The organism is Pseudaeromonas sp. HNCC25DJ182 (genome assembly GCF_055413365.1).
This window is the reverse complement of record NZ_JBVAYG010000024.1, coordinates 18367-38719: the sequence shown is the minus strand read 5'-3', so window position 1 is coordinate 38719 and position 20353 is coordinate 18367. Positions and strand designations below refer to the sequence as shown.

The following is a 20353-nucleotide window of genomic DNA, read 5'->3' as shown; positions in this document are numbered from 1 at the left end:
GCTATCTGGGTAAATTTCCCCCCAAAATGCCCGATGCACCACACTGTAACCGAGTCGTGACACTGGATCTGCTCATTGACGGGTGTGCCAACACCCTGTGGAGAACCATCATGAAGAAAGGTTTGTTGCTCAATGCCCCGCTCAGTGCCGTGATTGCAGAATGCGGCCACACCGATCAGATCTGCCTGTGCGACGCCGGTCTGCCCATCCCCGCGACCACCCAGCGCATCGATCTGGCGCTAAAAGCCGGTGTACCCGGCCTGCTGGAGACAGCACAAGTGGTCTGCGAGGAGATGGTCATCGAGCGGGTGATCCTGGCCGAAGAGCTGCCGCGCGTCAGTCCTGCATGCCACGGTCAACTGCTGGAATTGCTGCAGCAAGCCGAAGTCAAGCAGGGCAAACCAATCCAGATTGACTACATCTCTCACGAGGCCTTCAAGCAGCAGACCCATCAGAGCAAGGCAATCGTGCGGACTGGCGAAGTCACCCCCTATGCCAATCTCATCATCTGTGCCGGTGTAGCGTTCTGACGCGAGATCGCGAGGTTTCTATGCAAGCAGTCCTTGAATTACACGGTATCGACAAGCAGTTCCCTGGCGTCAAGGCGCTGGATCAGGCCGGTCTCAACGTCTATCCAGGCCGCGTCATGGCTCTGCTGGGTGAAAACGGCGCCGGTAAATCCACCCTGATGAAGGTATTGACCGGGATCTATCAGGCCGATGCCGGCACCTTGACCTATCAGGGCAAAACCCGGTGGTTCAGCGGTCCACGAGACTCCCAGGATCAGGGCATCAGCATCATCCACCAGGAGCTGAATCTGATCCCCGAGCTGTCGATTGCCGAGAATATCTTCCTCGGTCGAGAGCCCATGGGACCTTTGGGTAAGATCCGCTGGTCGGTACTTTACGCCGAGGCACAGCGTTTGCTCGACAAGTTGGGCGTCAAGCATGGGCCTCGTACCCGTCTGGGCGATCTGAGTATCGGCGAGCAACAGATGGTCGAAATCGCCAAAGCCATTTCCTTCGAATCCAAGGTCATCATCATGGATGAGCCCACCGATGCCCTGACCGATACCGAGACCGAGCGACTGTTCAGCGTGGTGCGCGAGTTGCGGGATGAGGGGCGCGGGATCGTCTACATTTCGCACCGGCTGCGAGAGATCTTCCAGATCTGTGATGATGTCACAGTCCTGCGCGACGGCCGATTTATCGGCGAGCGCCCCGTCAGCGAGCTCAACGAAGATGGCATCATCGAGATGATGGTCGGCCGCAAACTCGAAGAGCAATACCCGCGTATTCCGGTCAAGCCCGGACGCATCAGTCTGGCCCTGCAGGGCATCTGTGGCGCCGGGATCCACGACATCAGCTTCGAACTCAAAGAGGGAGAGATCCTTGGCATCTCGGGTCTCATGGGTTCAGGCCGCAGTGAGTTGATGAAGATGATCTACGGCGCGCTGCCCCGCCACGCCGGAACCCTATCGCTGTATGGCAAACCGATCGCTCCATTGAGCCCGGCCGACGGGCTGCAGTGCGGGATTGCCTATATCTCGGAAGATCGCAAAGGCGATGGCTTGGTGCTGGAGCTGTCGGTCCGCGAAAACATGAGCCTGTGTGCCCTGCCGATCTTCGTGGGTGGCGGTGGTTACATTCGGCGCGCCGATGAGCGCCAGGCGGTCGGCGACTTCATCCGCCTGTTCAACATCAAGACACCGACCCAGGAACAGCTGATCAAGAACCTCTCCGGAGGCAATCAGCAAAAAGTCGCGATAGCCAAAGGACTGATGACCAAGCCCAAGGTGCTGATCCTCGATGAACCGACCCGGGGGGTCGATGTCGGTGCCAAAAAGGAGATCTATCAACTGATCAATCAGTTCAAGCAAGAGGGCATGAGCATCATTCTGGTCTCATCCGAGATGCCCGAAGTGCTCGGCATGAGTGACCGGATCCTGGTGATGCACGAAGGCCGGATCAGCGCCGAGTTCGCAAGCTGTGACGCAAATCAGGAACGTCTGATGGCAGCAGCCATCGGCAAGGTTTATCAAGAGGCCGTATAACCATGATGACAACTACTCCATCGCCAGCAGCCACAGCGCCGCGCTTCAAAGCTTGGCTCATCGAACAAAAATCGCTGATCGCCCTACTGGTGCTGATCCTGGTGGTCTCGTTCCTGAGCCCGAACTTCTTCACTCCCGACAACTTGTTGAACATCCTCCGGCAAACCTCGGTCAATGCCATCATCGCCGTCGGCATGACGCTGGTCATCCTGACTGCCGGCATCGATCTATCCGTTGGCTCCATTCTGGCACTGACCGGTGCCTTTGCCGCCGCCATGGTGGGGGCCGATCTACCGGTCATCATCGCCATTCCAGCTGCATTGCTGGCAGGCGCCGCGCTCGGTGGTATCAGTGGCGCCATCATCGCCAAGGGCAAGGTGCAAGCCTTCATCGCCACCTTGGTCACCATGACGGCACTGCGTGGCTTTACCATGGTCTTTACCGATGGCCGCCCCATCTCCACCGGTTTTAGTGAAACAGCCGATGCCTTTGCCGTCCTGGGGACGGGTTACTGGCTCGGCATCCCGGTACCGATCTGGATCATGGCACTGGTCTTCGCCCTGGCCTGGTACCTGCTCAACCATACCCGCCTCGGTCGCTACATCTATGCGCTCGGCGGTAACGAATCGGCCACCCGCCTCTCCGGTATCAATGTCGATCGCGTCAAGATCGCCGTCTACACCCTGTGTGGAGCCCTCTCCGCCCTCGCAGGCCTCATCGTCACCTCGCGCCTCTCCTCGGCACAACCGACCGCCGGTATGGGCTATGAGCTGGATGCGATTGCCGCCGTTGTCGTCGGCGGCACCAGCCTGATGGGCGGCAAGGGACGCATCATGGGCACTCTGATTGGCGCCCTGATCATCGGTTTTCTCAACAACGCGTTAAACCTGCTCGACGTCTCCTCCTACTACCAGATGATCGCCAAAGCTGCGGTGATCTTGCTGGCAGTCATGGTCGATACCAAAACCACAACCAAGTAATAAGGAACTGCAAAATGAACAAGATGCTTACCCTGATTGCCGTTGCCGTGATGTCCTTGAGTGCCGCCACTCAAGCCGCTGAACAATCCATGGCGCTGGTTGTTTCAACGCTCAATAACCCCTTCTTCGTCACCTTGAAAGAGGGTGCCGAAGCCAAGGCCAAAGAGCTGGGCTACCAGATGGTAGTGCTGGACTCGCAAAATGATCCGGCCAAGGAGCTGGCCAATGTCGAAGATCTGGCGGTACGCAAGGTCAGCGCCATCCTGGTCAACCCGACTGACTCGGCGGCGGTCGGCAATGCCATCATGTTGGCCAATAAGGCCGGGATCCCGGTACTGACCCTGGACCGCGGTGCCAACGTCGGTGAAGTCAAGGCCCACATCGCCTCCGATAACATCGCCGGTGGCAAGATGGCGGGGGATTTCATCGCCGGTAAGCTGGGCAAGAATATCGACGTCATCCAGTTAGAAGGGATCGCCGGAACCTCTGCCGCTCGAGATCGGGGTGAAGGCTTTGCCCAGGCGGTAAAAGCCAATGGCTTCAAGGTGCTGGCCTCACAACCGGCCGACTTTGACCGCACCAAGGGGCTGAATGTCATGGAAAACCTGCTAGCCGCCCATCCGGACGTCAAGGCGGTGTTTGCCCAGAATGATGAGATGGCCCTGGGCGCCCTGCGTGCCACTCAAGCAGCGGGCAAACAAGTGCTGATCGTCGGCTTTGATGGCACCGATGATGGCAAGGCGGCGGTGAAGAGCGGCAAGCTCGGTGCCACCGTGGCGCAACAACCCGCCCTGATCGGCGCCATTGGCGTGGAAACAGCCGACAAGGTGCTCAAGGGCCAAAGCGTCGAGAAATATATCCCGGTGCCATTGCAAGTGGTCAGTCAATAACCCCTCAGCTCCGGTCGCCGAACATTTGGCCGGCCGGGGCCGTTCCCCCCACAGATCCTTTCCCCTAGGGCCTGGCTCGCTCAGACCCTACGGAAAAGGGCTAACCTAAGGAGCCGTCATGAGTAAACTCGTCGTCCTCGGCAGCGTCAATGCCGATCATGTGCTGCAAGTCACCGACTTCCCTCGCCCCGGTGAGACCGTCACCGGCCGAGGCTATCGCATCGTGCCGGGTGGCAAGGGGGCCAATCAGGCGGTGGCCGCCGCCCGCCTTGGCGCCGATATCGGCTTCATCGCGCGGATCGGCCAAGATGCCATCGGCGCGCAGATGTATGCCGGTTTTCAGGCTGATGGCATAGATGTTCAGGGGATCAGTGTCGATCCGCAACTGCCCACCGGCATCGCCATCATCTATGTCGCCGATCACGGCGAAAACAGCATTGGCATCTCGCCCGAAGCCAACGGCGCCCTCACCCCCGAGGTACTCACCCAATACCAGTCACTGCTGCTAGCCGCCGACACCCTGTTGCTGCAACTGGAGGTGCCGTTGGATACCGTCGCTGCCGCCATCTCGCTGGCCCATACCAACCGGGTCAAAGTCGTCCTCAACCCAGCCCCCGCACGGCCTTTGCCGCCAGAGCTACTGGCCCAAGTCGATCTCATTACCCCCAACCAGACCGAGGCCGAGTTACTAACTGGCGTGCCGGTCACCGATGCCCCAAGCGCGGCTGCAGCCGCCGCCCAGTTTCATCAGTTGGGGATCCCGGAGGTGATGATCACCCTGGGCAAGGCCGGCGTCTGGTATAGCCACCAAGGAGTCGGTAAACTCGTGCCGGGATTCCGGGTCGACGCCGTCGACACCACAGCCGCTGGCGATACCTTTAACGGCGCCCTGCTGGCCGAATTACAACGCAGTGAGGACATGGATGCCGCCATTCGCTTTGCCCATGCGGCTGCAGCCATCTCGGTGACTCGACCCGGCGCGCAGACCTCGATCCCGACCCGTCGTGAAGTCGAACAATTTCTGGCTTCTCACCCGCACGACTAGCTGCCCATCGGGCTGGTAGAAAGGAAGTAGAGATGGCAACGATCAAGGAAGTCGCCGAGCGGGCTGGTGTCTCGACCGCGACTGTGTCCCACGTCATCAACCAGACGCGTTTCGTCGCACCCAGCACCTGCGAGCGCGTCTGGCAGACCATGCGTGAGCTCAATTATGCCCCCAGCGCCGTGGCACGCAGCCTCAAGGTCCAGACCACCAACAGCATTGGCATGCTGGTCACCTCCTCGACCAATCCGTTTTTTGCCGAGGTGGTACGCGGCGTCGAACGCTACTGTTTCAGCCAGGGCTATAACCTCATGCTGTGCAATACCGAAGGCAACGCGCAGACTGCCAGCTCCTATCTGCAGATGTTGATCCGTAAACGCATCGACGGCCTGTTGGTGATGTGTACTGATACCCATGCCGGACTATTTGAACAGTTACAACTGCAGCAGGATCTGCCCTTGGTCGTCATGGACTGGGGTCCCGCCATGCCGCACAGCGATCGCATTCAGGATAACTCCCAACGGGGGGGCTATCTGGCTACCCGTCATCTGATTGAGCTGGGGCACCGACAAATTGCCATCATCACGGGTCCACAGGATAAGCAGCCCGCCCTCGAACGGCTGGCCGGTTACCAACAGGCACTGCTAGAAGCAAAACTGCCTATCGACCAGGCGCTGATCGGCCATGGCGATTTCGATTGTGAAGGGGGATATCAGGCCATGCATCGTCTCATGCAATCGCCGACTCGCCCCACTGCCGTCTTCGCCTGCAATGATCTGATGGCCATGGGCGCGATCCGCGCCCTGCAGGAGCAAGGGATCTCGGTGCCCCACGATATATCGGTGATCGGGTATGACAATATAGCTTTTGCCGCCTACCTTAATCCGCCGCTAACCAGCATTAGCCAACCCAAGCAGGAGCTGGGCCAATTGGCCGTGCAATCCTTGCTAGAGCGGATCCAGCAGCCACAGTTGCCTGCCCGCACCCTACGCCTGGAGCCGGATCTGGTGCTACGCAGCTCAACCTCAGCGGTCAATCCATCCAGCCGAGCATAAAAAAAGCGCCATGCGGCGCTTTTGTATCCAGAAAGCAGCTTACAGCTTGATGCCCAGACTCTGACGCAGATAAGCGCCAGCACCCAGCAGACCCGGATTGTCATGGGTGATGAGGAATACCGGGATATCTTTGAGGTAGTTCTGGAAACGTCCCTTGTCCTCGAAGGCTACACGGAACCCCGAAGACTTGAAGAACTCCAGGAAGCGCGGAACTATGCCACCGGCGATATAAACACCGCCGAACGTTCCCATATTCAGAGCCAAGTTGCCGCCGAAACGCCCCATCAGCACGCAAAACAGGCTCAAGGCACGACGGCAATCGGTGCAGGAATCGGCCAGCGCACGCTCGGTAACATCCTTCGGCTGCAGTGCCTCCGGTGTCCGCTCATCGGCCAGTACCAGGCCACGATAGAGGTTCACCAGACCAGGACCTGACAGCAGACGCTCGGCCGATACATGACCGACCTCGGCGCGCAAGGCATGCAGAACCGCGTCTTCTTCTTCGCTGTTGGGAGCGAAATCGACGTGACCACCTTCCCCAGGCAAGCTCATCCAGCGCTCCCCGGTATTGACCAGATGAGCGACGCCCAAGCCAGTACCGGCGCCGTAAACGGCGATCGGTTTGCCCGCTTGGGCATCGGCACCACCAAACTGCAGTTTGTCATCCGCGGAGAGCACCGGGATCGCCATGGAGACAGCGGTGAAATCGTTGATGATTTCCAGATGTTTGAGCCCCAGATTGGCTTTCATCTCGGCGATGGAAAACTCCCAGGTGTGGTTGGTCATCGCCACCCAATCGCCCTTGATCGGACAGGCAATGGCAATACAGGCATCTTCAACCAGGGTATTGTGTTCCTGCAGGTAGACCTGGATCACCGCCTCAAGGCTGGGATAATCGAGGCCGGAATAGGTTTTGGCCTGGGAAATAGCGCCTGAATCCATGGCACACAGTGCCAGACGCGCATTGGTGCCGCCCACATCCCCAACCAAAGCAAAGCTTGCCATAGAAATCTCCTTGTTGTGTTCTGACTCTTCTGTAATTGATTTTTATATCCCGGATCGGCTCCGAGTATTTAAGACGCGCAATTTTAACTGCACTGGCCGTTGATAAACAGGGCACGGATCACAGCAAAACGAACCGACGACACAAAATGTCGTAATTTAATTACAAAATAGTGCCCGAGGTCGAAAATCTCTGATAACTTTATTCCTTGTTAGGAAGTTACCAGCCAGACTTGCTGATGAGCTGTGTCAAATCACGCACAATTCAGGCTCAGAATACACAGCCATATCAATTGGTTGTCATAACCAAGCTCTGCCGGGCGGCAGATAAAAAAAACGAGATGTTGTCATGAACACGTTGGAAAAAATCACTAAAAATCTGGATAGTTTCAGTAAATCCGAGCGCAAAGTCGCAGAGGTGATCCTGGCAGCACCACAAACTGCCATCCACTCCAGCATCGCAACCCTGGCAAAAATGGCCGACGTCAGTGAGCCAACCGTCAACCGCTTCTGCCGTCGTCTGGATACCAAGGGGTTCCCCGACTTCAAATTGCATTTGGCACAGAGCCTGGCCAACGGTACCCCCTACGTCAATTTACACGTCGAAGAGGACGATGGCCCGGATGCCTACACCTCGAAGATCTTCGAATCCACCATCGCCTGTCTGGATGTCGCCAAAAACAGCCTCGACACCAGCATGGTTAACCGCTGTGTCGATCTGCTGACCCAGGCGAAGAAGATCTCCTTTTTTGGGCTCGGCGCCTCCTCCTCCGTCGCCCATGATGCCCTGAACAAGTTCTTCCGTTTCAACATCCCGGTGGTCTGCTTCGATGACATCGTGATGATGCGCATGAGCTGCATCAATAGCAGTGAAGGCGATGTGGTGGTGGTGATCTCCCACACCGGCCGGACCAAGGCGCTGGTCGAAATTGCTCACCTGGCCCGACTGAACGATGCCACCGTTATCGGCATCACCGCCAAGGACTCACCACTGGCGCGCGAGTGCAATCTGGTGCTGTCAATGGATGTGCCGGAAGATACCGATGTCTATCTGCCGATGGCTTCACGTATCGCGCAGTTGGCGCTGATCGATGTGCTGGCCACCGGCTTTACTTTGCGGCGAGGCATCAAGTTCCGCGAGAATTTGAAGAAGGTCAAGGAGGGGATCAAGGATTCCCGCTTTGATAATTTGCATAACTAGTCACTATTAAACAGGCCTCCATGCGAGGCCTGTTTTACAAGGCTTGCTATACCGTTGCTCACGCGCATGGTGTAGAATCGTTTTCAAATTACATTCCAATACATTGTGCAGCATCACTGAAACGCTTTGTAATAGTTGCTACGAGCAACCACACAGTGCACTGAAATGGCGTGCACCTGCACGACTGGATTCATGAATCGCTATTAACACTTCTCTCTGGAGTCCTACATGTTAAGAAGAACCAAGATCGTGACCACCATGGGCCCTGCCACCGACCGTCCTGGCGTGCTGGAAGGTATTATCAAGGCTGGCGCCAACATGGTACGCATGAACTTCTCCCACGGTACTGCCGAAGACCATATTCTGCGCGCCAAACAGGTCCGCGAACTTGCGGCCAGTCTCGGTAAGCACGTTGCCATTCTGGGCGACCTGCAAGGCCCCAAGATCCGGGTCTCCACCTTCAAAGACGGTAAGATTTTTCTCTCTATCGGTGACAAGTTTGTCCTCGATGCCGCACTGGGCAAGGGCGAAGGCGATCAGCATCAAGTCGGGATCGACTACAAGACGTTACCCCAGGATGTGGTCGCCGGCGACCTGTTGCTGCTGGATGATGGCCGAGTGCAATTGCTGATCGATCGCGTCGAAGGTACCCGCATCTATACCACGGTGACCGTGGCCGGTCCTTTGTCCAACAATAAGGGCATCAACAAGAAAGGCGGTGGCCTCTCGGCTCCAGCTCTGACCGACAAAGACAAGGAAGATATCAAGACCGCGGCGCTGATGGGTGTGGATTATCTGGCCGTATCTTTCCCCCGCTCCGGTGCCGATCTGAACTACGCTCGTGAACTAGCCCGCGAAGCCGGTTGCAACGCGCAAATTGTCGCCAAGGTCGAGCGCGCTGAGACTGTCGCCACCGATGAAGCCATGGAAGATATCATCCTGGCCTCCGATGTGGTGATGGTAGCCCGTGGTGATCTGGGAGTCGAAATCGGTGACTCCGAGTTGATGGGGGTGCAAAAGAAATTGATCCGCACCGCTCGTCGCCTTAATCGCGTTGTCATCACCGCGACCCAGATGATGGAGTCCATGATCAAATCCCCGATGCCGACCCGTGCCGAAGTGATGGACGTAGCGAACGCCGTGCTGGATGGTACGGATGCCGTCATGCTGTCAGCTGAAACTGCTGCGGGTGATTTCCCGGTAGAAACGGTTACTGCGATGGCCAGCGTCTGCGTCGGTGCCGAGAAGCATCCGAGCGTCAACGTCTCCAACCACCGCATGAACTACACCTTCACCTCGGTAGAAGAGACCATCGCCATGTCCACCATGTATGCGGCCAACCATATGGCTGGCATCAAGGGGATCGTTGCCATTACCGAATCAGGCACCACACCGCAGCTGATGTCTCGTCTGAGCTCCGGTCTGCCAATCTTCGCATTGTCCCGCCATCAGCAAACACTGAACTGGGCTAGCCTATATCGCGGTGTGACGCCAGTGTTCTTCGACGGCGACGAAAGCAAGCCGGTCGTAGAGGTGTGCCGTGATGCTCTGGATGTGCTCAAGGGGCTGGGTTACCTGAAATCAGGCGATCTGGTACTGTTCACCCACGGCGACAAGATTGAAACCACTGGCTCCACCAACACCTGCAAGATCCTCACCGTCGAATAATCGCGACCGTTCTCTTGCTCGACAAAAAAGCCAGTCTGATGACTGGCTTTTTTCATGGTGCATGCAGGCTAAGTGAAAGGCGTCGTGTTTCGTTGGATCACTCCCTTGCCCTGTCACAGCCCATCTGCTCCAGCTCGCCGGGTGCAAAACTGTCTACTTGCAAGGCGGCATAGCGTAACCGCTCCGCTTCGCGTAATGCGGTCGCCTCAGCTTCCGAAACCAGCCCCGCCGTTTGAGCCAACGGAATCAGCTCGGCCAACGGCAGTTTAAGGGGTAAGGAGCCCTGTTTTTGCGCGTCATGCAGGCGTTTTTCCAGCGGTTGCACCGCCAGCATGGCTCGAAACGCCAGCTCGACACGACCAATGGGATCTTGCTCCTGCTCCTGCCAGAAACAGAGGGCACTGATGCGATCCCGCAGCGCCGAGGGTTGCATAATGTCTCGGCAGATGGCACTGGCGGTACTATCCCGCACCGGACGATAGCGAATGCCAAACGGGAAGATGATCCGCTTCAGAATCATACCAGGCACAGTTGGCAGGTTGTCGAACACACCCTGCAACGCCAGTCCCATCAGCCAGAGACTGCGACGTAGCGCGTAATGCAGATACGGTAAATCGGCGCTCTGACGGCCTTCATCTTCATAATATTTCAAGGTCGCCGAAGCCATATAGAGATGGCTCAGCACATCACCGAGGCGCGCAGAGAGCATTTCCCGACGTTTGAGCTCTCCTCCTAATAGCAACATGCTGACATCGGTACAGAGCGCCAGCGCCCGGCTCATGCGAGTCAGTTGCCGGTAATAGCAGGCAGTGGGGCCGCTGACCGGACTGGATTCGAACTTGCCGAGGGTCAGACCGGAGAGCAGTCCCTTGCTGACATTGCCTAGTGCAAAATGGATATGCTGCACCAACAGGGCATCGAAGCGTTGCAATCCCTCCTCGGCATCAGCACAGGCTGCCGCCTCCATCTCCCGATAGACATAGGGGTGGCAGCGGGTCGCCCCCTGGCCGAAGATCATCAAGTTCCGGGTCAGGATATTCGCCCCCTCCACCGTGATGGCAATCGGGATGCCCATATAGTGGTAGCCCAGGTAGTTATTCGGCCCCAGCTGTACCGCCCGGCCGGCATGGATATCCATGGCATCGTTCAGGATCAACCGCGCCTGCTCGGTCATGTGATATTTGGCAATCGCCGTGACGATCCCCGGGCGCGCGCCCAGATCCAACCCTGTGGTCGTCAGCCTTCGTGTCGCTTCCAGCTGGTAGGTTAATCCGGCGATTCGGGCCAGCGCCTCCTGAACCCCTTCAAAGCGGCCGATGGAGAGTCCGAACTGCCGCCGCACGTAGGCATAGGCGCTGGTAGTCCGGGTCGAGATGTGGCCGCACGCCGCCCCCAATGCCGGCAAGGAGATGCCTCGTCCGGCCGACAGACACTCCACCAGCATGCGCCAGCCTTTACCCGCATAAGCCCAGCCGCCGATGATCCACTCCAGAGGAATAAACACATTTTCCCCCCAGGTCGGGCCATTCATAAACACCTGTCCCATGGGAAAATGGCGATGCCCGATCTGCACACCGGGATGAGTGGTCGGGATCAGGGCACAGGTGATGCCATACTCGGTGACATCGCCCATCAGATGGTCGGGGTCGTAGAGCTTGAACGCCAGACCCAGTACGGTGGCGCGTGGCGCCAGCGTGATATAGCGCTTATTCCAGCTCAGGCGAATACCGATCACCTCCTCGCCCTGCCATATGCCCTTGCACAATACGCCCTTATCGGGAATGGCTCCGGCATCAGAGCCCGCCTCGGGTCCAGTCAGCGCAAAACAGGGAAACTCCTCGCCACGGGCCAGGCGAGGCAACCAGTACTCTTTTTGTTGCGGGGTACCGTAATGGAGCAACAATTCGCCCGGCCCCAGTGAGTTGGGCACCATCACGGTGACCGCAGCACTCAGACTACGAGTCGCAATACGGCTGACAATGGTGGAGTTGGCAAAGTTGCTGAAGCCCTTGCCGCCATACTCCTTGGGAATGATCAGCGCAAAGAAGCCGTGATCGGCCAGATAACGCCACACCTCCGGCGGTAGATCCCGGTGCTGGTTGATGATGGAAAAATCATTGAGCGTGGCCAGCAGCGGATCGACCACCTCGGCAATAAACTGCGCCTCATCCTCCCGCAACTGGGGTTTGGGAAAACGATGCAAGGCCTGCCAATCCGGTTTGCCGCTGAAGAGTTCACCATCCCACCAGACGGTGCCCGCCTCCATCGCTTCGCGTTCGGTCGGTGACAGCGGCGGCAACACCCGTTTGAAGAAAGCGAAGAAGGGCGTCGACAGATAACGCAGGCGCCAACGAGGTACCGTCAGCAACAGATAGCCTGCAACGCCAACCCCAAGTACGACCAGTAGCAGTAGTTCGATCATAGCGACCTCTCGTCACAATCGGTGGCAGGACAAGCCAGGGCGTTATCGCAGCTAAATCCCCCAGCCAGAAAAGGGAGTATCCGCTCCAGCAGCAATTCCAAATCTGCTTGTTGGCCGAAATCAGCCTGCGCTATCTCGCGCAAAGCATCAAAGGAGGACATCACAAACACGCTGGAGCCCAGAGCAAAGTGCAAACGCCAAAACAAAACTTCCTCACTCAACCCCGGCAGCGCCTGAGCAAACCGACGCTGGATCTGAGCCAGCACAGCACCGTAGCGTTGGGTGATAAAGGTGCGCAGATGCCCCTGACGATCGATATAGCCGCGACCGAGTAGTTGCATAAACAGCACAGGACCATCGGACTTGAACAGGGCCAGCCCCAGCAAGGGAACCATAAAGGCGCGCAATAATTCGCGAATGGGGGAATCATGATCACAAGACTGCTGTAGCGCCTGATCCAGCTCCGGCATATAGAGCGCCAGATAGCGATCCAGAACCGCCTGGATCAGTCCGAGTTTGGAGCCAAAATGGTAGTTCACAGCCGCCAGGTTGACCTCGGCCAATTGGGTAATATCGCGCAGGGAGGTCTCGGAGAAGCCGTGCTCAGCAAACAAACGCTCGGCCGCATCGAGAATACGAGTGCAGGTATCGTGGCTGGCCATGCTTATCTCGAAATTAAACGTTTGTTTAAAACTAGCCCACGCCAGGGTGCCGTCAAGTTCATTGCTTTTTTGTTTAAATTTTTCAAAAAGCGGTGAACTATTCGGCCAATGCGGGCTCTATATATATGCCACTGCAATTAAACATTGTGTCTTTGCCCAGCCAGCATCATGCTCGCTGGGCTATTTTTTTATCTGCACGCCAGCTGTCCGGTTCAGGATCCATATCGAGAGGGTTTTATGTCGTTACAACAGGCGCCAGCCCATGTGGTCTTGGCGGTCGATTTGATTGAACTGCTAGAGAATAACCGGATCCCGGCTGCTACCGTGCTGGCGGCTCTGCCACTGCTGCAGCAGGATTATCAGCGCAAGCTCGCTCAGGAGCAGGCAGCCTCCGGCACGGAGCTGTCTGGTCACAGCCTAAATAGCCGCTCCTAATAGCGCTCCATCGACAAGGAAGCACACGCCGACACGCCGTAAACCCATCCATGGGGGCTCCACCGCGCCATCCCTGGCGCGGAGGGTCAGCTTGGCGCTACCTAAGTCGATGTCGTGAGTGAGCTACTATTCAGCACAGCTATTTAGAGCCCGAAGATTGCAGACAAACAGAATAGCGGCTTCATGAACATCTGGGCGGGCGCCGACTAAGGCTAGCGCCAAGAAGAGCGCCGAGTTGACCCAAGATGACAACGCAGCAACGAAAAAGGCCTGAAACATAAGTTCCAGGCCTCTTGAATGTGGTTGCGGGGGCAGGATTTGAACCTACGACCTTCGGGTTATGAGCCCGACGAGCTACCATGCTGCTCCACCCCGCGTCCGATGTGATGCATCCTAACAGGATCTTGAGGCAGGTCAATGGGTTATTGCCCTGCAATGGTTCGATTGCCCAACAAAACAGCAATCTGCGGCATTATCCACCAATACATCGCCTGCCACCTGAACCACCCGCGTTCGTCGCGGCAAACCAGCACGAACCAAAATCCCACATAGCAAGAAGGCCCGGAACTTTCGTTACGGGCCTTCTTTCAAACTGGTTGCGGGGGCAGGATTTGAACCTACGACCTTCGGGTTATGAGCCCGACGAGCTACCATGCTGCTCCACCCCGCGTCTGATGCGGCGAATACTAGCAGGATCTGATTTGGCTGCAAGCAGTTATTGCGATGACTCGCACCGTTTGCGCAACAAAGCAGCAACCCGCGGAGACTTTATCCATATCTTGGCGCCCCAATGGAAAACATCACCACAGAGGCGCCAGCCGCTATTCGCCCTGCTCATCCTCATCATGGCCGATGAAACCACCGGTCTGGTGGGCCCACAGCTGGGCATAGATGCCGCCCAGTGCGATCAGCTCGCTATGACTGCCCTGCTCGACGATCCGCCCCTTGTCCATCACGATCAGGCGGTCCATGGCCGCAATGGTCGAGAGCCGATGGGCAATGGCAATCACGGTCTTGCCGGTCATCAGGGTATCCAGACTGTGCTGGATAGCCGCCTCGACCTCGGAATCCAGTGCCGATGTCGCCTCATCCATAATCAGAATAGGCGCATCCTTGAGCAGCACCCGCGCCAGAGCAATCCGCTGACGCTGACCGCCGGAGAGCTTGACCCCGCGCTCACCCACCTGGGCATCAAAACCGGTACGGCCTTGCGGATCCGACAAGGTGGCGATGAAATCCAGCGCTTCGGCCTTCCGGGCTGCCTCGATCAACTCCTCCTCGCTGGCATCCGGTCGCCCATACAGAATGTTCTCTCGCACCGAACGATGCAGCAGCGAAGTATCCTGGGTCACCATGCCAATATGCGCCCGCAAGCTCTCCTGGGAGACCTGGCTGATATCCTGACCATCAATCAGAATGCGCCCGCTTTCGATGTCATAGAAACGCAGCAACAGATTGACCAGCGTGGACTTGCCCGCACCGGAGCGCCCCACCAGACCAATCTTTTCACCTGGGCGTATGGTCAGATCCAGATGATCCAGCACCCCGGAGCCCTTGCCATAGTGAAAGTCCACCTGCTCGAATTTGACCTCACCCTGGACCGGCTTCAGCTCAGTGGCACTGGCACTGTCCTGGACTTCCTGGGGCTTGGATAGCGTCGCCATGCCATCAGCCACTGTGCCGATATTTTCAAACAGCGCGCTGATTTCCCACATGATCCATTGCGCCATGCCGTTCAGGCGCAATGCCAGACTGATGGCAATGGCGATAGCACCGATACTGATAGCATTGTGCATCCACAGCCACACCGATAAAGCCGCCACGGCAAAGGCCAGCAGATAGTTGAGCATCTGTACACTGACGCTGATCCCGGTCGCCAGGCGCATCTGCCGGTAGACAGTATCCATGAACTCCTGCATCCCCTGCCGGGCATAGTCCGCTTCACGGCGGGTATGGGAGAAGAGTTTGACAGTCTGGATGTTGGTATAGCTGTCGACAATACGCCCCGTCATCATGGAGCGCGATTCCGCCTGGGCGGTGGAGACCTTTTTCAAGCGAGGGACAAAGTAGTACTGGATGGCGATGTAGACCACCAGCCACGCCAGCATGGGCAACATCATGCGCCAGTCCGATTGCGCCACCATCACCACCATGGAGGTGAAATAGACCAGCACATACACCAGCACATCCAGCAACTTCATCACGGTTTCCCGCACCGCCAGTGAAGTCTGCATCACCTTGGTGGCGATACGACCGGCGAAGTCATTGCTATAGAAGGAGATGCTCTGCTTGAGCAGATAGCGGTGCGCCAGCCAGCGGATCACCATGGGGTAATTCCCCAATAGCGTCTGATGTACCAGCAAGGAGTGGATCAACACCAGCAGCGGTAAGCCGACCAGCATCAACAGCGTCATCCACAGCAGGCGCATCCCCTCTTCGGCAAATAGAGTCTGCGGATTATGCGCCACCAACCAGTCCACCAGCTGGCCCAAAAAGCCGAACAGGGAGACTTCCGCGATCGCTATCAGGGCGGTCAGCCCCGACATCAACAATAAGTAGACTTCCATGCCCTTGGTATAGTGGCGACAGAAGGCATACAGGGTTCCGGGGGGCTGGGTTGGCTCCTCGGCAGGAAATGGCCGGATCAGCCGTTCAAAAAAAGACAACATGTAAAGATTCCTTACCACATTCGTTCGCCGGTAATGACAAGCGACTCGCATCACACTTTAGCGAAGGATCTCGCGGAAAACGAGCTTTGACTCAAGATCCCGCGGATTTCGTCGGCGCACTGCAACCACGGCGTTGGACTATTCTCAACACATCATCCTCTCCATTCGGAGCACACCATGGACAGCAGCAAGGCCTCGCACCCTTCGGGCCATAATCCCAAAATCGCAGATCTGGTCGCAGGGCTCACCGCTTCAGCCGTGGTCCTGCCCAAAGCCATGGCCTACGCCACGGTCGCGGGTCTGCCGGTCGCGGTCGGTCTCTATACCGCCTTCATCCCCATGCTGCTATATGCCTTGCTCGGTGGCTCGCGGGTGCTGAGCGTCAGCTCCACCAGTACCCTGGCGATCCTGGCTGGCACCGAGCTGGGGCTGGTGGTACCGAACGGCGATCCGCAACTGCTGATCACCGCGACCGCCACGCTCACCGTGCTGGTTGGTCTCATCCTGGTGGCGGCCTCCTTCTTGCGGCTGGGATTTGTCGCCAACTTTATCTCCCTGCCGGTCCTCACCGGCTTCAAGACCGGGATTGGCTTAGTGATAGTGCTGGATCAGTTGCCCAAGCTGCTGGGCGTGCATATCGACAAACAGAATTTCTTCCACGATCTGTGGCAATTGGCGCTCGCACTGCCCTCCACCTCGGGTCTAACCCTACTGATGGCAGTGGTGACGCTGCTGATCCTGGTCGGCATGGATAGGCTCTGGCCCCACTCCCCGGCGCCGCTGGTCGCCGTGGCGGTCGGCATCGCGGCTTCCTGGTGGTTTGCCCTGCAGCCGCTCGGCGTCTCAACCGTAGGGCTCATCCCCCAGGGTTTGCCGTCCTTAAGCCTGCCCAGCGTGGATCTGGTGGTGCAATTATTGCCTGGTGCCTTGGGGATTGCCCTGATGAGTTTCACCGAAACCATAGCCGCTGGACGTGCTTTTGCCCGCACCGATGAGCCCGCAATCAATGCCAACCGGGAGCTGCTGGCGACCGGCGCCGGTAATATCGGTGGCGCACTGCTTGGCGCCATGCCGGCCGGTGGTGGCACCTCGCAGACGGCGGTGGTGCGCGCCACCGGCGGCCTGAGTCAACGCGCCTCTCTGGTCACCGCACTGGTAGCCCTGGCCACCATGTGGTGGTTGGCGCCCTTGCTGGGCTTGCTACCGAATGCCACCCTGGCCACCGTGGTCATCGTCTATTCGGTCAGTCTGATCCAGCCGGCGGAATTCAAGGCCATCCGCAACATCCGCACCATGGAGTTTCGCTGGGCCCTGATTGCCTGTTGTGGCGTGCTGCTGCTGGGGACCTTGCAAGGCATAGTGGTCGCCATCATCATCTCGTTACTGGGTCTGGCCAGCCAGACCGCCCACCCCGAGGTGTATGTGATCGGCCGCAAACCCGGAGCCGATGTGTTGCGCCCACTCTCGGCCGAGCACCCCGATGATGAAACCTTCGAGGGCCTGTTGATCCTGCGGCCTGAAGGGCGCCTGTTCTTCATCAATGCCCAGCATGTGGCCAGTAAAATGCGCGAGCTGATGCAGCATTATCAACCGCAAGTCATCCTGTTGGATATGAGTCGGGTACCCGACATGGAATATTCGGCGTTGCAGATGTTGATCGAAGGGGAACAGCGTCTACGGCAGCAAGGATTAGAGTTATGGATTGCGGGTTTGAGCCCTCATGTTCTGGAAACCGTGCGCCATAGCGGACTCGCCCAGACTCTGGGCCCAGAACGACTGCTGTTTAATACCCGAGTGGCAATCGCTCAGTATCAACAACAAGGCCGAGCAAGCGCCGCCACAGGCGATCCTGAACCGAGCGCGTGAACGACGCTCACCACTTTTTATACCCGTGTCGATATCATGAACAGGGCGGCAACCCGAAGGTTGCCGCCCTGTATTATCAATGACGCGGCCGCGGTTCAGCGTGCGAGGCGGGGCGGTTTCAATATTTTTCCGCGATGTAACGGAAGGGATAATCCATCGCCTTGTAGCGGCCAATTTTGCGTTTGGGTAATTTCACATGCTCGGTAGGCACGGCCTCATAGGGGATATGTGCCAGCAGATGGGAAATCACATTCAGGCGTACCCGTTTCTTATCTTCCGAACGCGCCACAAACCAAGGCGCCCAGGCGGTATCGCTGGCGGCGAACATGGCATCCCGGGCTTCGGTATAGTCGTCCCAACGGTTAAAGGATTTGATATCCATCGGTGAAAGCTTCCAGATCTTGCGGCCGTCATCAATCCGATCCCGCAGCCGTTTCTCCTGCTCTTCCGGACTCACCTCCAGCCAGTATTTCAGCAAGATGATGCCCGACTCGACCAGCGCCCGCTCCACGAGCGGCACCCCCTGCAAGAATTTAGTGGTTTGCTCGGGGGTACAAAACCCCATCACCCGCTCGACGCCCGCCCGGTTATACCAGCTGCGATCAAAGATCACGATCTCGCCTGCTGCCGGCATATGTTTGATATAGCGTTGAAAATAGAGCTGGCTCTTCTCCCGCTCCGTGGGCGCCGGCAAAGCGACGATGCGAAACACCCGCGGGCTGACGCGTTCGGTAATCGCCTTGATGGTACCGCCTTTACCCGCTCCGTCACGCCCCTCGAACACGATACACACCTTGAGCCCATGATGGACCACCCATTGCTGCAACTTCACCAGCTCTTCATGCAAATGGCGTAGTTCCTGCTCATAGGCGCGATTGCTCATGGCTTTACGGCCCCCCTCAGGTACGGCAACGTCAGCGCGGTTGGCTTTTTTGGATTTAGATTTCGATTTACTCATGTTGTGCTCCTGTGGCAGCTCCGGTTGCACCACCATGACGTCAAAACATGGTCAGTGCTTCAGGTATAGCAGCCCGAGGGCAGGGTTTCAGCAGGAGCACAGAAACTCTCGCCATACGCCTTGATCTATTTCACTTTCTGACCAAAATGCTGGCGGCAGCCCATTTTGGATACATCGCTGCCGGTTCACCCTCTTCCTGCGCGGCAGAACCCGCTAGCATGAGATCGGCCGGATAACTGGCCCATACGGAGCACACATATGTCCCCCATCCCCACCGTGGTCAGCTGGTCCTCCGGCAAGGACTCGGCGCTGAGCCTGCTGCGCTTGCAAGAAGACCCGCGTTATCAGGTCATCGGCCTCTATACCACCCATGTCGATGAGGGAGTGCCATTTCAACACACGCCCTTGCCCCTGGTCCAGGCACAAGCTGACCAGCTGGGCCTGCCGCTGGTCACGATCCCGTTACCGGACGTGTTTCCACCCAATCCGGTCTACCAATCCTGCGTGGTAGAGGGCTTGGCCAACAGTGGCCTGCCCATTGAAGCGGTGGCGTTCGGGGATATGTTCCATAACGGCATTGCCGACTATCGCCGCAGTTATATCGAGCCCGCCGGCTGGACGAGCGTTTTTCCCCTGCTGGGTATTTCACCCTGGGCGTTGGCTCACGAGATCATATTGCGCGGGATCCAGACCCGGATCGCGACGGTAGATACCAGTCAGCTGGATGGCCGCTTTTGTGGCCGTTACTACTCCGCCGAACTGCTCACCGAATTGCCCGCTCATGTGGACCCCTGCGGTGAAAATGGTGAATTTCACACTTTGGTCACCGATATGCCAGGTTTTAGCTCACCGCTGAGTTTGCGACTGGCGGATGTGGATCGAACTGGACGGTTTCATTTCCAGCGCTATCAGCTGCTTTAGGAACCCGCCCAAATCAATCAGCCCGGCATATACCGGGCTGAATAGACGACCTCATAAGCTCGATGTACTAGCTTACTTCTGCTTCTTGGGCTTGGACTTGTCGTGGCCCTGTCCCGGATTATTGTCACCCTGTACGCTACGATTGGATTTACTACTGGCCTCGCCGCAGCCATCACTCTTTATCGTTACGTCACCAATCTTTATACTGCTGCAATCGTTGCGATGCTTATCCTTCCATTTCTTCACTTCCTGCTCATCCTGGGTATTGATGCGGATCCCGTTCGAATCGATCGAGATCGCGGCCCAAGTCGGCATCGCCAGCAACAACGCAAATAGACAAATCACTGCTTTCATTATGGACTCCTATGGTTCTATCTTGTGCCTGTGTTCTGACCTGTACTGAGGCTAGCACAATCAACTGAATCACGGCTGAACATCGATTCAGTCAATATATATGATAAAGTAAATTAATTTAGTGCCGACAAAATATGAAAATAGAAACCCAGTTTAACTAATGACACCTGTCCCC

General features: G+C 57.3%; 17 protein-coding genes and 2 tRNA genes. 11 read left to right on the top strand and 8 right to left on the bottom strand.

The window, feature by feature from the left end:
- Window positions 1–110: 110 nt before the first annotated feature.
- The 6 genes from rbsD (at window position 111) to ACZYUB_RS16060 (ending at window position 6020) form a co-directional block, all read left to right on the top strand.
- On the top strand, window positions 111–530 hold the full coding sequence (gene rbsD, locus ACZYUB_RS16085; protein WP_463949249.1) for a D-ribose pyranase: 420 nt from the start codon (window positions 111–113) through the stop codon (window positions 528–530).
- A gap of 20 nt (window positions 531–550) precedes the next feature.
- Window positions 551–2053, top strand: coding sequence for a ribose ABC transporter ATP-binding protein RbsA (rbsA, locus tag ACZYUB_RS16080; RefSeq protein WP_463949248.1), 1503 nt, complete (start codon window positions 551–553; stop codon window positions 2051–2053).
- A 5-nt stretch (window positions 2054–2058) separates the two neighbouring features.
- Window positions 2059–3033, top strand: a complete 975-nt coding sequence (rbsC, locus tag ACZYUB_RS16075) for a ribose ABC transporter permease (protein WP_463949258.1) — start codon at window positions 2059–2061, stop codon at window positions 3031–3033.
- Window positions 3034–3047: 14 nt separating this feature from the next.
- Window positions 3048–3923, top strand: coding sequence for a ribose ABC transporter substrate-binding protein RbsB (rbsB, locus tag ACZYUB_RS16070; protein WP_463949247.1), 876 nt, complete (start codon window positions 3048–3050; stop codon window positions 3921–3923).
- 118 nt (window positions 3924–4041) lie between these two features.
- Window positions 4042–4968, top strand: a complete 927-nt coding sequence (gene rbsK, locus ACZYUB_RS16065; protein ID WP_463949246.1) for a ribokinase — start codon at window positions 4042–4044, stop codon at window positions 4966–4968.
- 32 nt (window positions 4969–5000) lie between these two features.
- Window positions 5001–6020 (top strand): substrate-binding domain-containing protein, encoded by a 1020-nt coding sequence (locus ACZYUB_RS16060; protein ID WP_463949245.1) that lies wholly within the window; start codon window positions 5001–5003, stop codon window positions 6018–6020.
- Window positions 6021–6059: 39 nt separating this feature from the next.
- Here the strand turns inward: ACZYUB_RS16060 and glk are convergent, their stop codons facing one another.
- Window positions 6060–7031 carry a glucokinase gene (gene glk, locus ACZYUB_RS16055; RefSeq protein ID WP_463949257.1) on the bottom strand — a complete coding sequence of 324 codons (972 nt, stop codon included), beginning with the start codon at window positions 7029–7031 and terminating at the stop codon, window positions 6060–6062.
- Between the two features lie 340 nt (window positions 7032–7371).
- Between glk and ACZYUB_RS16050 the strand changes: the two genes are divergently transcribed.
- Window positions 7372–8223 carry a MurR/RpiR family transcriptional regulator gene (locus ACZYUB_RS16050; protein ID WP_460882884.1) on the top strand — a complete coding sequence of 284 codons (852 nt, stop codon included), beginning with the start codon at window positions 7372–7374 and terminating at the stop codon, window positions 8221–8223.
- Window positions 8224–8451: 228 nt separating this feature from the next.
- Complete coding sequence (gene pyk / locus ACZYUB_RS16045; RefSeq protein WP_463949244.1) at window positions 8452–9891, top strand: pyruvate kinase; 1440 nt, start codon at window positions 8452–8454, stop codon at window positions 9889–9891.
- A 97-nt stretch (window positions 9892–9988) separates the two neighbouring features.
- Here pyk and ACZYUB_RS16040 read toward each other — a convergent pair whose 3' ends face one another.
- Window positions 9989–12313, bottom strand: coding sequence for an acyl-CoA dehydrogenase (locus tag ACZYUB_RS16040; protein WP_463949243.1), 2325 nt, complete (start codon window positions 12311–12313; stop codon window positions 9989–9991).
- Entirely contained in the window at window positions 12310–12975 is a 666-nt protein-coding gene (locus ACZYUB_RS16035) for a TetR/AcrR family transcriptional regulator (protein WP_463949242.1), read from the bottom strand. The genes ACZYUB_RS16040 and ACZYUB_RS16035 overlap by 4 nt, the downstream gene beginning before the upstream one ends.
- Window positions 12976–13212: 237 nt before the next feature.
- On the opposite strand from ACZYUB_RS16035, the gene ACZYUB_RS16030 reads away from it, so the two are divergent.
- Window positions 13213–13410 (top strand): DUF2496 domain-containing protein, encoded by a 198-nt coding sequence (locus ACZYUB_RS16030; protein ID WP_463949241.1) that lies wholly within the window; start codon window positions 13213–13215, stop codon window positions 13408–13410.
- A gap of 300 nt (window positions 13411–13710) precedes the next feature.
- On the opposite strand, the gene ACZYUB_RS16025 is transcribed toward ACZYUB_RS16030, so the two are convergent.
- The 3 genes from ACZYUB_RS16025 to ACZYUB_RS16015 form a co-directional block, all read right to left on the bottom strand.
- Window positions 13711–13787, bottom strand: a tRNA-Met gene (locus ACZYUB_RS16025).
- 216 nt (window positions 13788–14003) lie between these two features.
- Window positions 14004–14080: transfer RNA gene (locus tag ACZYUB_RS16020), tRNA-Met, on the bottom strand.
- Window positions 14081–14231: 151 nt separating this feature from the next.
- Window positions 14232–16079, bottom strand: a complete 1848-nt coding sequence (locus tag ACZYUB_RS16015; protein ID WP_463949240.1) for an ABC transporter ATP-binding protein — start codon at window positions 16077–16079, stop codon at window positions 14232–14234.
- Between the two features lie 177 nt (window positions 16080–16256).
- Here ACZYUB_RS16015 and ACZYUB_RS16010 point away from each other — a divergent pair, with 177 nt between their 5' ends.
- Window positions 16257–17945 (top strand): SulP family inorganic anion transporter, encoded by a 1689-nt coding sequence (locus ACZYUB_RS16010; RefSeq protein ID WP_463949239.1) that lies wholly within the window; start codon window positions 16257–16259, stop codon window positions 17943–17945.
- A gap of 118 nt (window positions 17946–18063) precedes the next feature.
- Here the strand turns inward: ACZYUB_RS16010 and ppk2 are convergent, their stop codons facing one another.
- Window positions 18064–18903 carry a polyphosphate kinase 2 gene (gene ppk2 / locus ACZYUB_RS16005; protein WP_463949238.1) on the bottom strand — a complete coding sequence of 280 codons (840 nt, stop codon included), beginning with the start codon at window positions 18901–18903 and terminating at the stop codon, window positions 18064–18066.
- Between the two features lie 258 nt (window positions 18904–19161).
- On the opposite strand from ppk2, the gene ACZYUB_RS16000 reads away from it, so the two are divergent.
- On the top strand, window positions 19162–19824 hold the full coding sequence (locus ACZYUB_RS16000; protein ID WP_463949237.1) for a Dph6-related ATP pyrophosphatase: 663 nt from the start codon (window positions 19162–19164) through the stop codon (window positions 19822–19824).
- A gap of 72 nt (window positions 19825–19896) precedes the next feature.
- Here ACZYUB_RS16000 and ACZYUB_RS15995 read toward each other — a convergent pair whose 3' ends face one another.
- Window positions 19897–20178, bottom strand: coding sequence for a hypothetical protein (locus ACZYUB_RS15995; RefSeq protein ID WP_463949236.1), 282 nt, complete (start codon window positions 20176–20178; stop codon window positions 19897–19899).
- Window positions 20179–20353 lie beyond the last annotated feature (175 nt).

Bases quoted from the DNA above. Each gene is read 5' to 3' on its own strand.
- ACZYUB_RS16030 (WP_463949241.1), top strand. From the start codon at position 13,213: ATGTCGTTACAACAGGCGCCAGCCCATGTGGTCTTGGCGGTCGATTTG.
- ACZYUB_RS16035 (WP_463949242.1), bottom strand. From the start codon at position 12,975: ATGGCCAGCCACGATACCTGCACTCGTATTCTCGATGCGGCCGAGCGT.
- pyk (WP_463949244.1), top strand. From the start codon at position 8,452: ATGTTAAGAAGAACCAAGATCGTGACCACCATGGGCCCTGCCACCGAC.
- ACZYUB_RS15995 (WP_463949236.1), bottom strand. From the start codon at position 20,178: ATGAAAGCAGTGATTTGTCTATTTGCGTTGTTGCTGGCGATGCCGACT.
- ACZYUB_RS16060 (WP_463949245.1), top strand. From the start codon at position 5,001: ATGGCAACGATCAAGGAAGTCGCCGAGCGGGCTGGTGTCTCGACCGCG.
- rbsC (WP_463949258.1), top strand. From the start codon at position 2,059: ATGACAACTACTCCATCGCCAGCAGCCACAGCGCCGCGCTTCAAAGCT.
- ACZYUB_RS16015 (WP_463949240.1), bottom strand. From the start codon at position 16,079: ATGTTGTCTTTTTTTGAACGGCTGATCCGGCCATTTCCTGCCGAGGAG.
- ppk2 (WP_463949238.1), bottom strand. From the start codon at position 18,903: ATGAGTAAATCGAAATCTAAATCCAAAAAAGCCAACCGCGCTGACGTT.
- rbsK (WP_463949246.1), top strand. From the start codon at position 4,042: ATGAGTAAACTCGTCGTCCTCGGCAGCGTCAATGCCGATCATGTGCTG.
- ACZYUB_RS16000 (WP_463949237.1), top strand. From the start codon at position 19,162: ATGTCCCCCATCCCCACCGTGGTCAGCTGGTCCTCCGGCAAGGACTCG.
- rbsA (WP_463949248.1), top strand. From the start codon at position 551: ATGCAAGCAGTCCTTGAATTACACGGTATCGACAAGCAGTTCCCTGGC.
- ACZYUB_RS16040 (WP_463949243.1), bottom strand. From the start codon at position 12,313: ATGATCGAACTACTGCTACTGGTCGTACTTGGGGTTGGCGTTGCAGGC.
- ACZYUB_RS16010 (WP_463949239.1), top strand. From the start codon at position 16,257: ATGGACAGCAGCAAGGCCTCGCACCCTTCGGGCCATAATCCCAAAATC.
- rbsD (WP_463949249.1), top strand. From the start codon at position 111: ATGAAGAAAGGTTTGTTGCTCAATGCCCCGCTCAGTGCCGTGATTGCA.
- ACZYUB_RS16050 (WP_460882884.1), top strand. From the start codon at position 7,372: ATGAACACGTTGGAAAAAATCACTAAAAATCTGGATAGTTTCAGTAAA.
- rbsB (WP_463949247.1), top strand. From the start codon at position 3,048: ATGAACAAGATGCTTACCCTGATTGCCGTTGCCGTGATGTCCTTGAGT.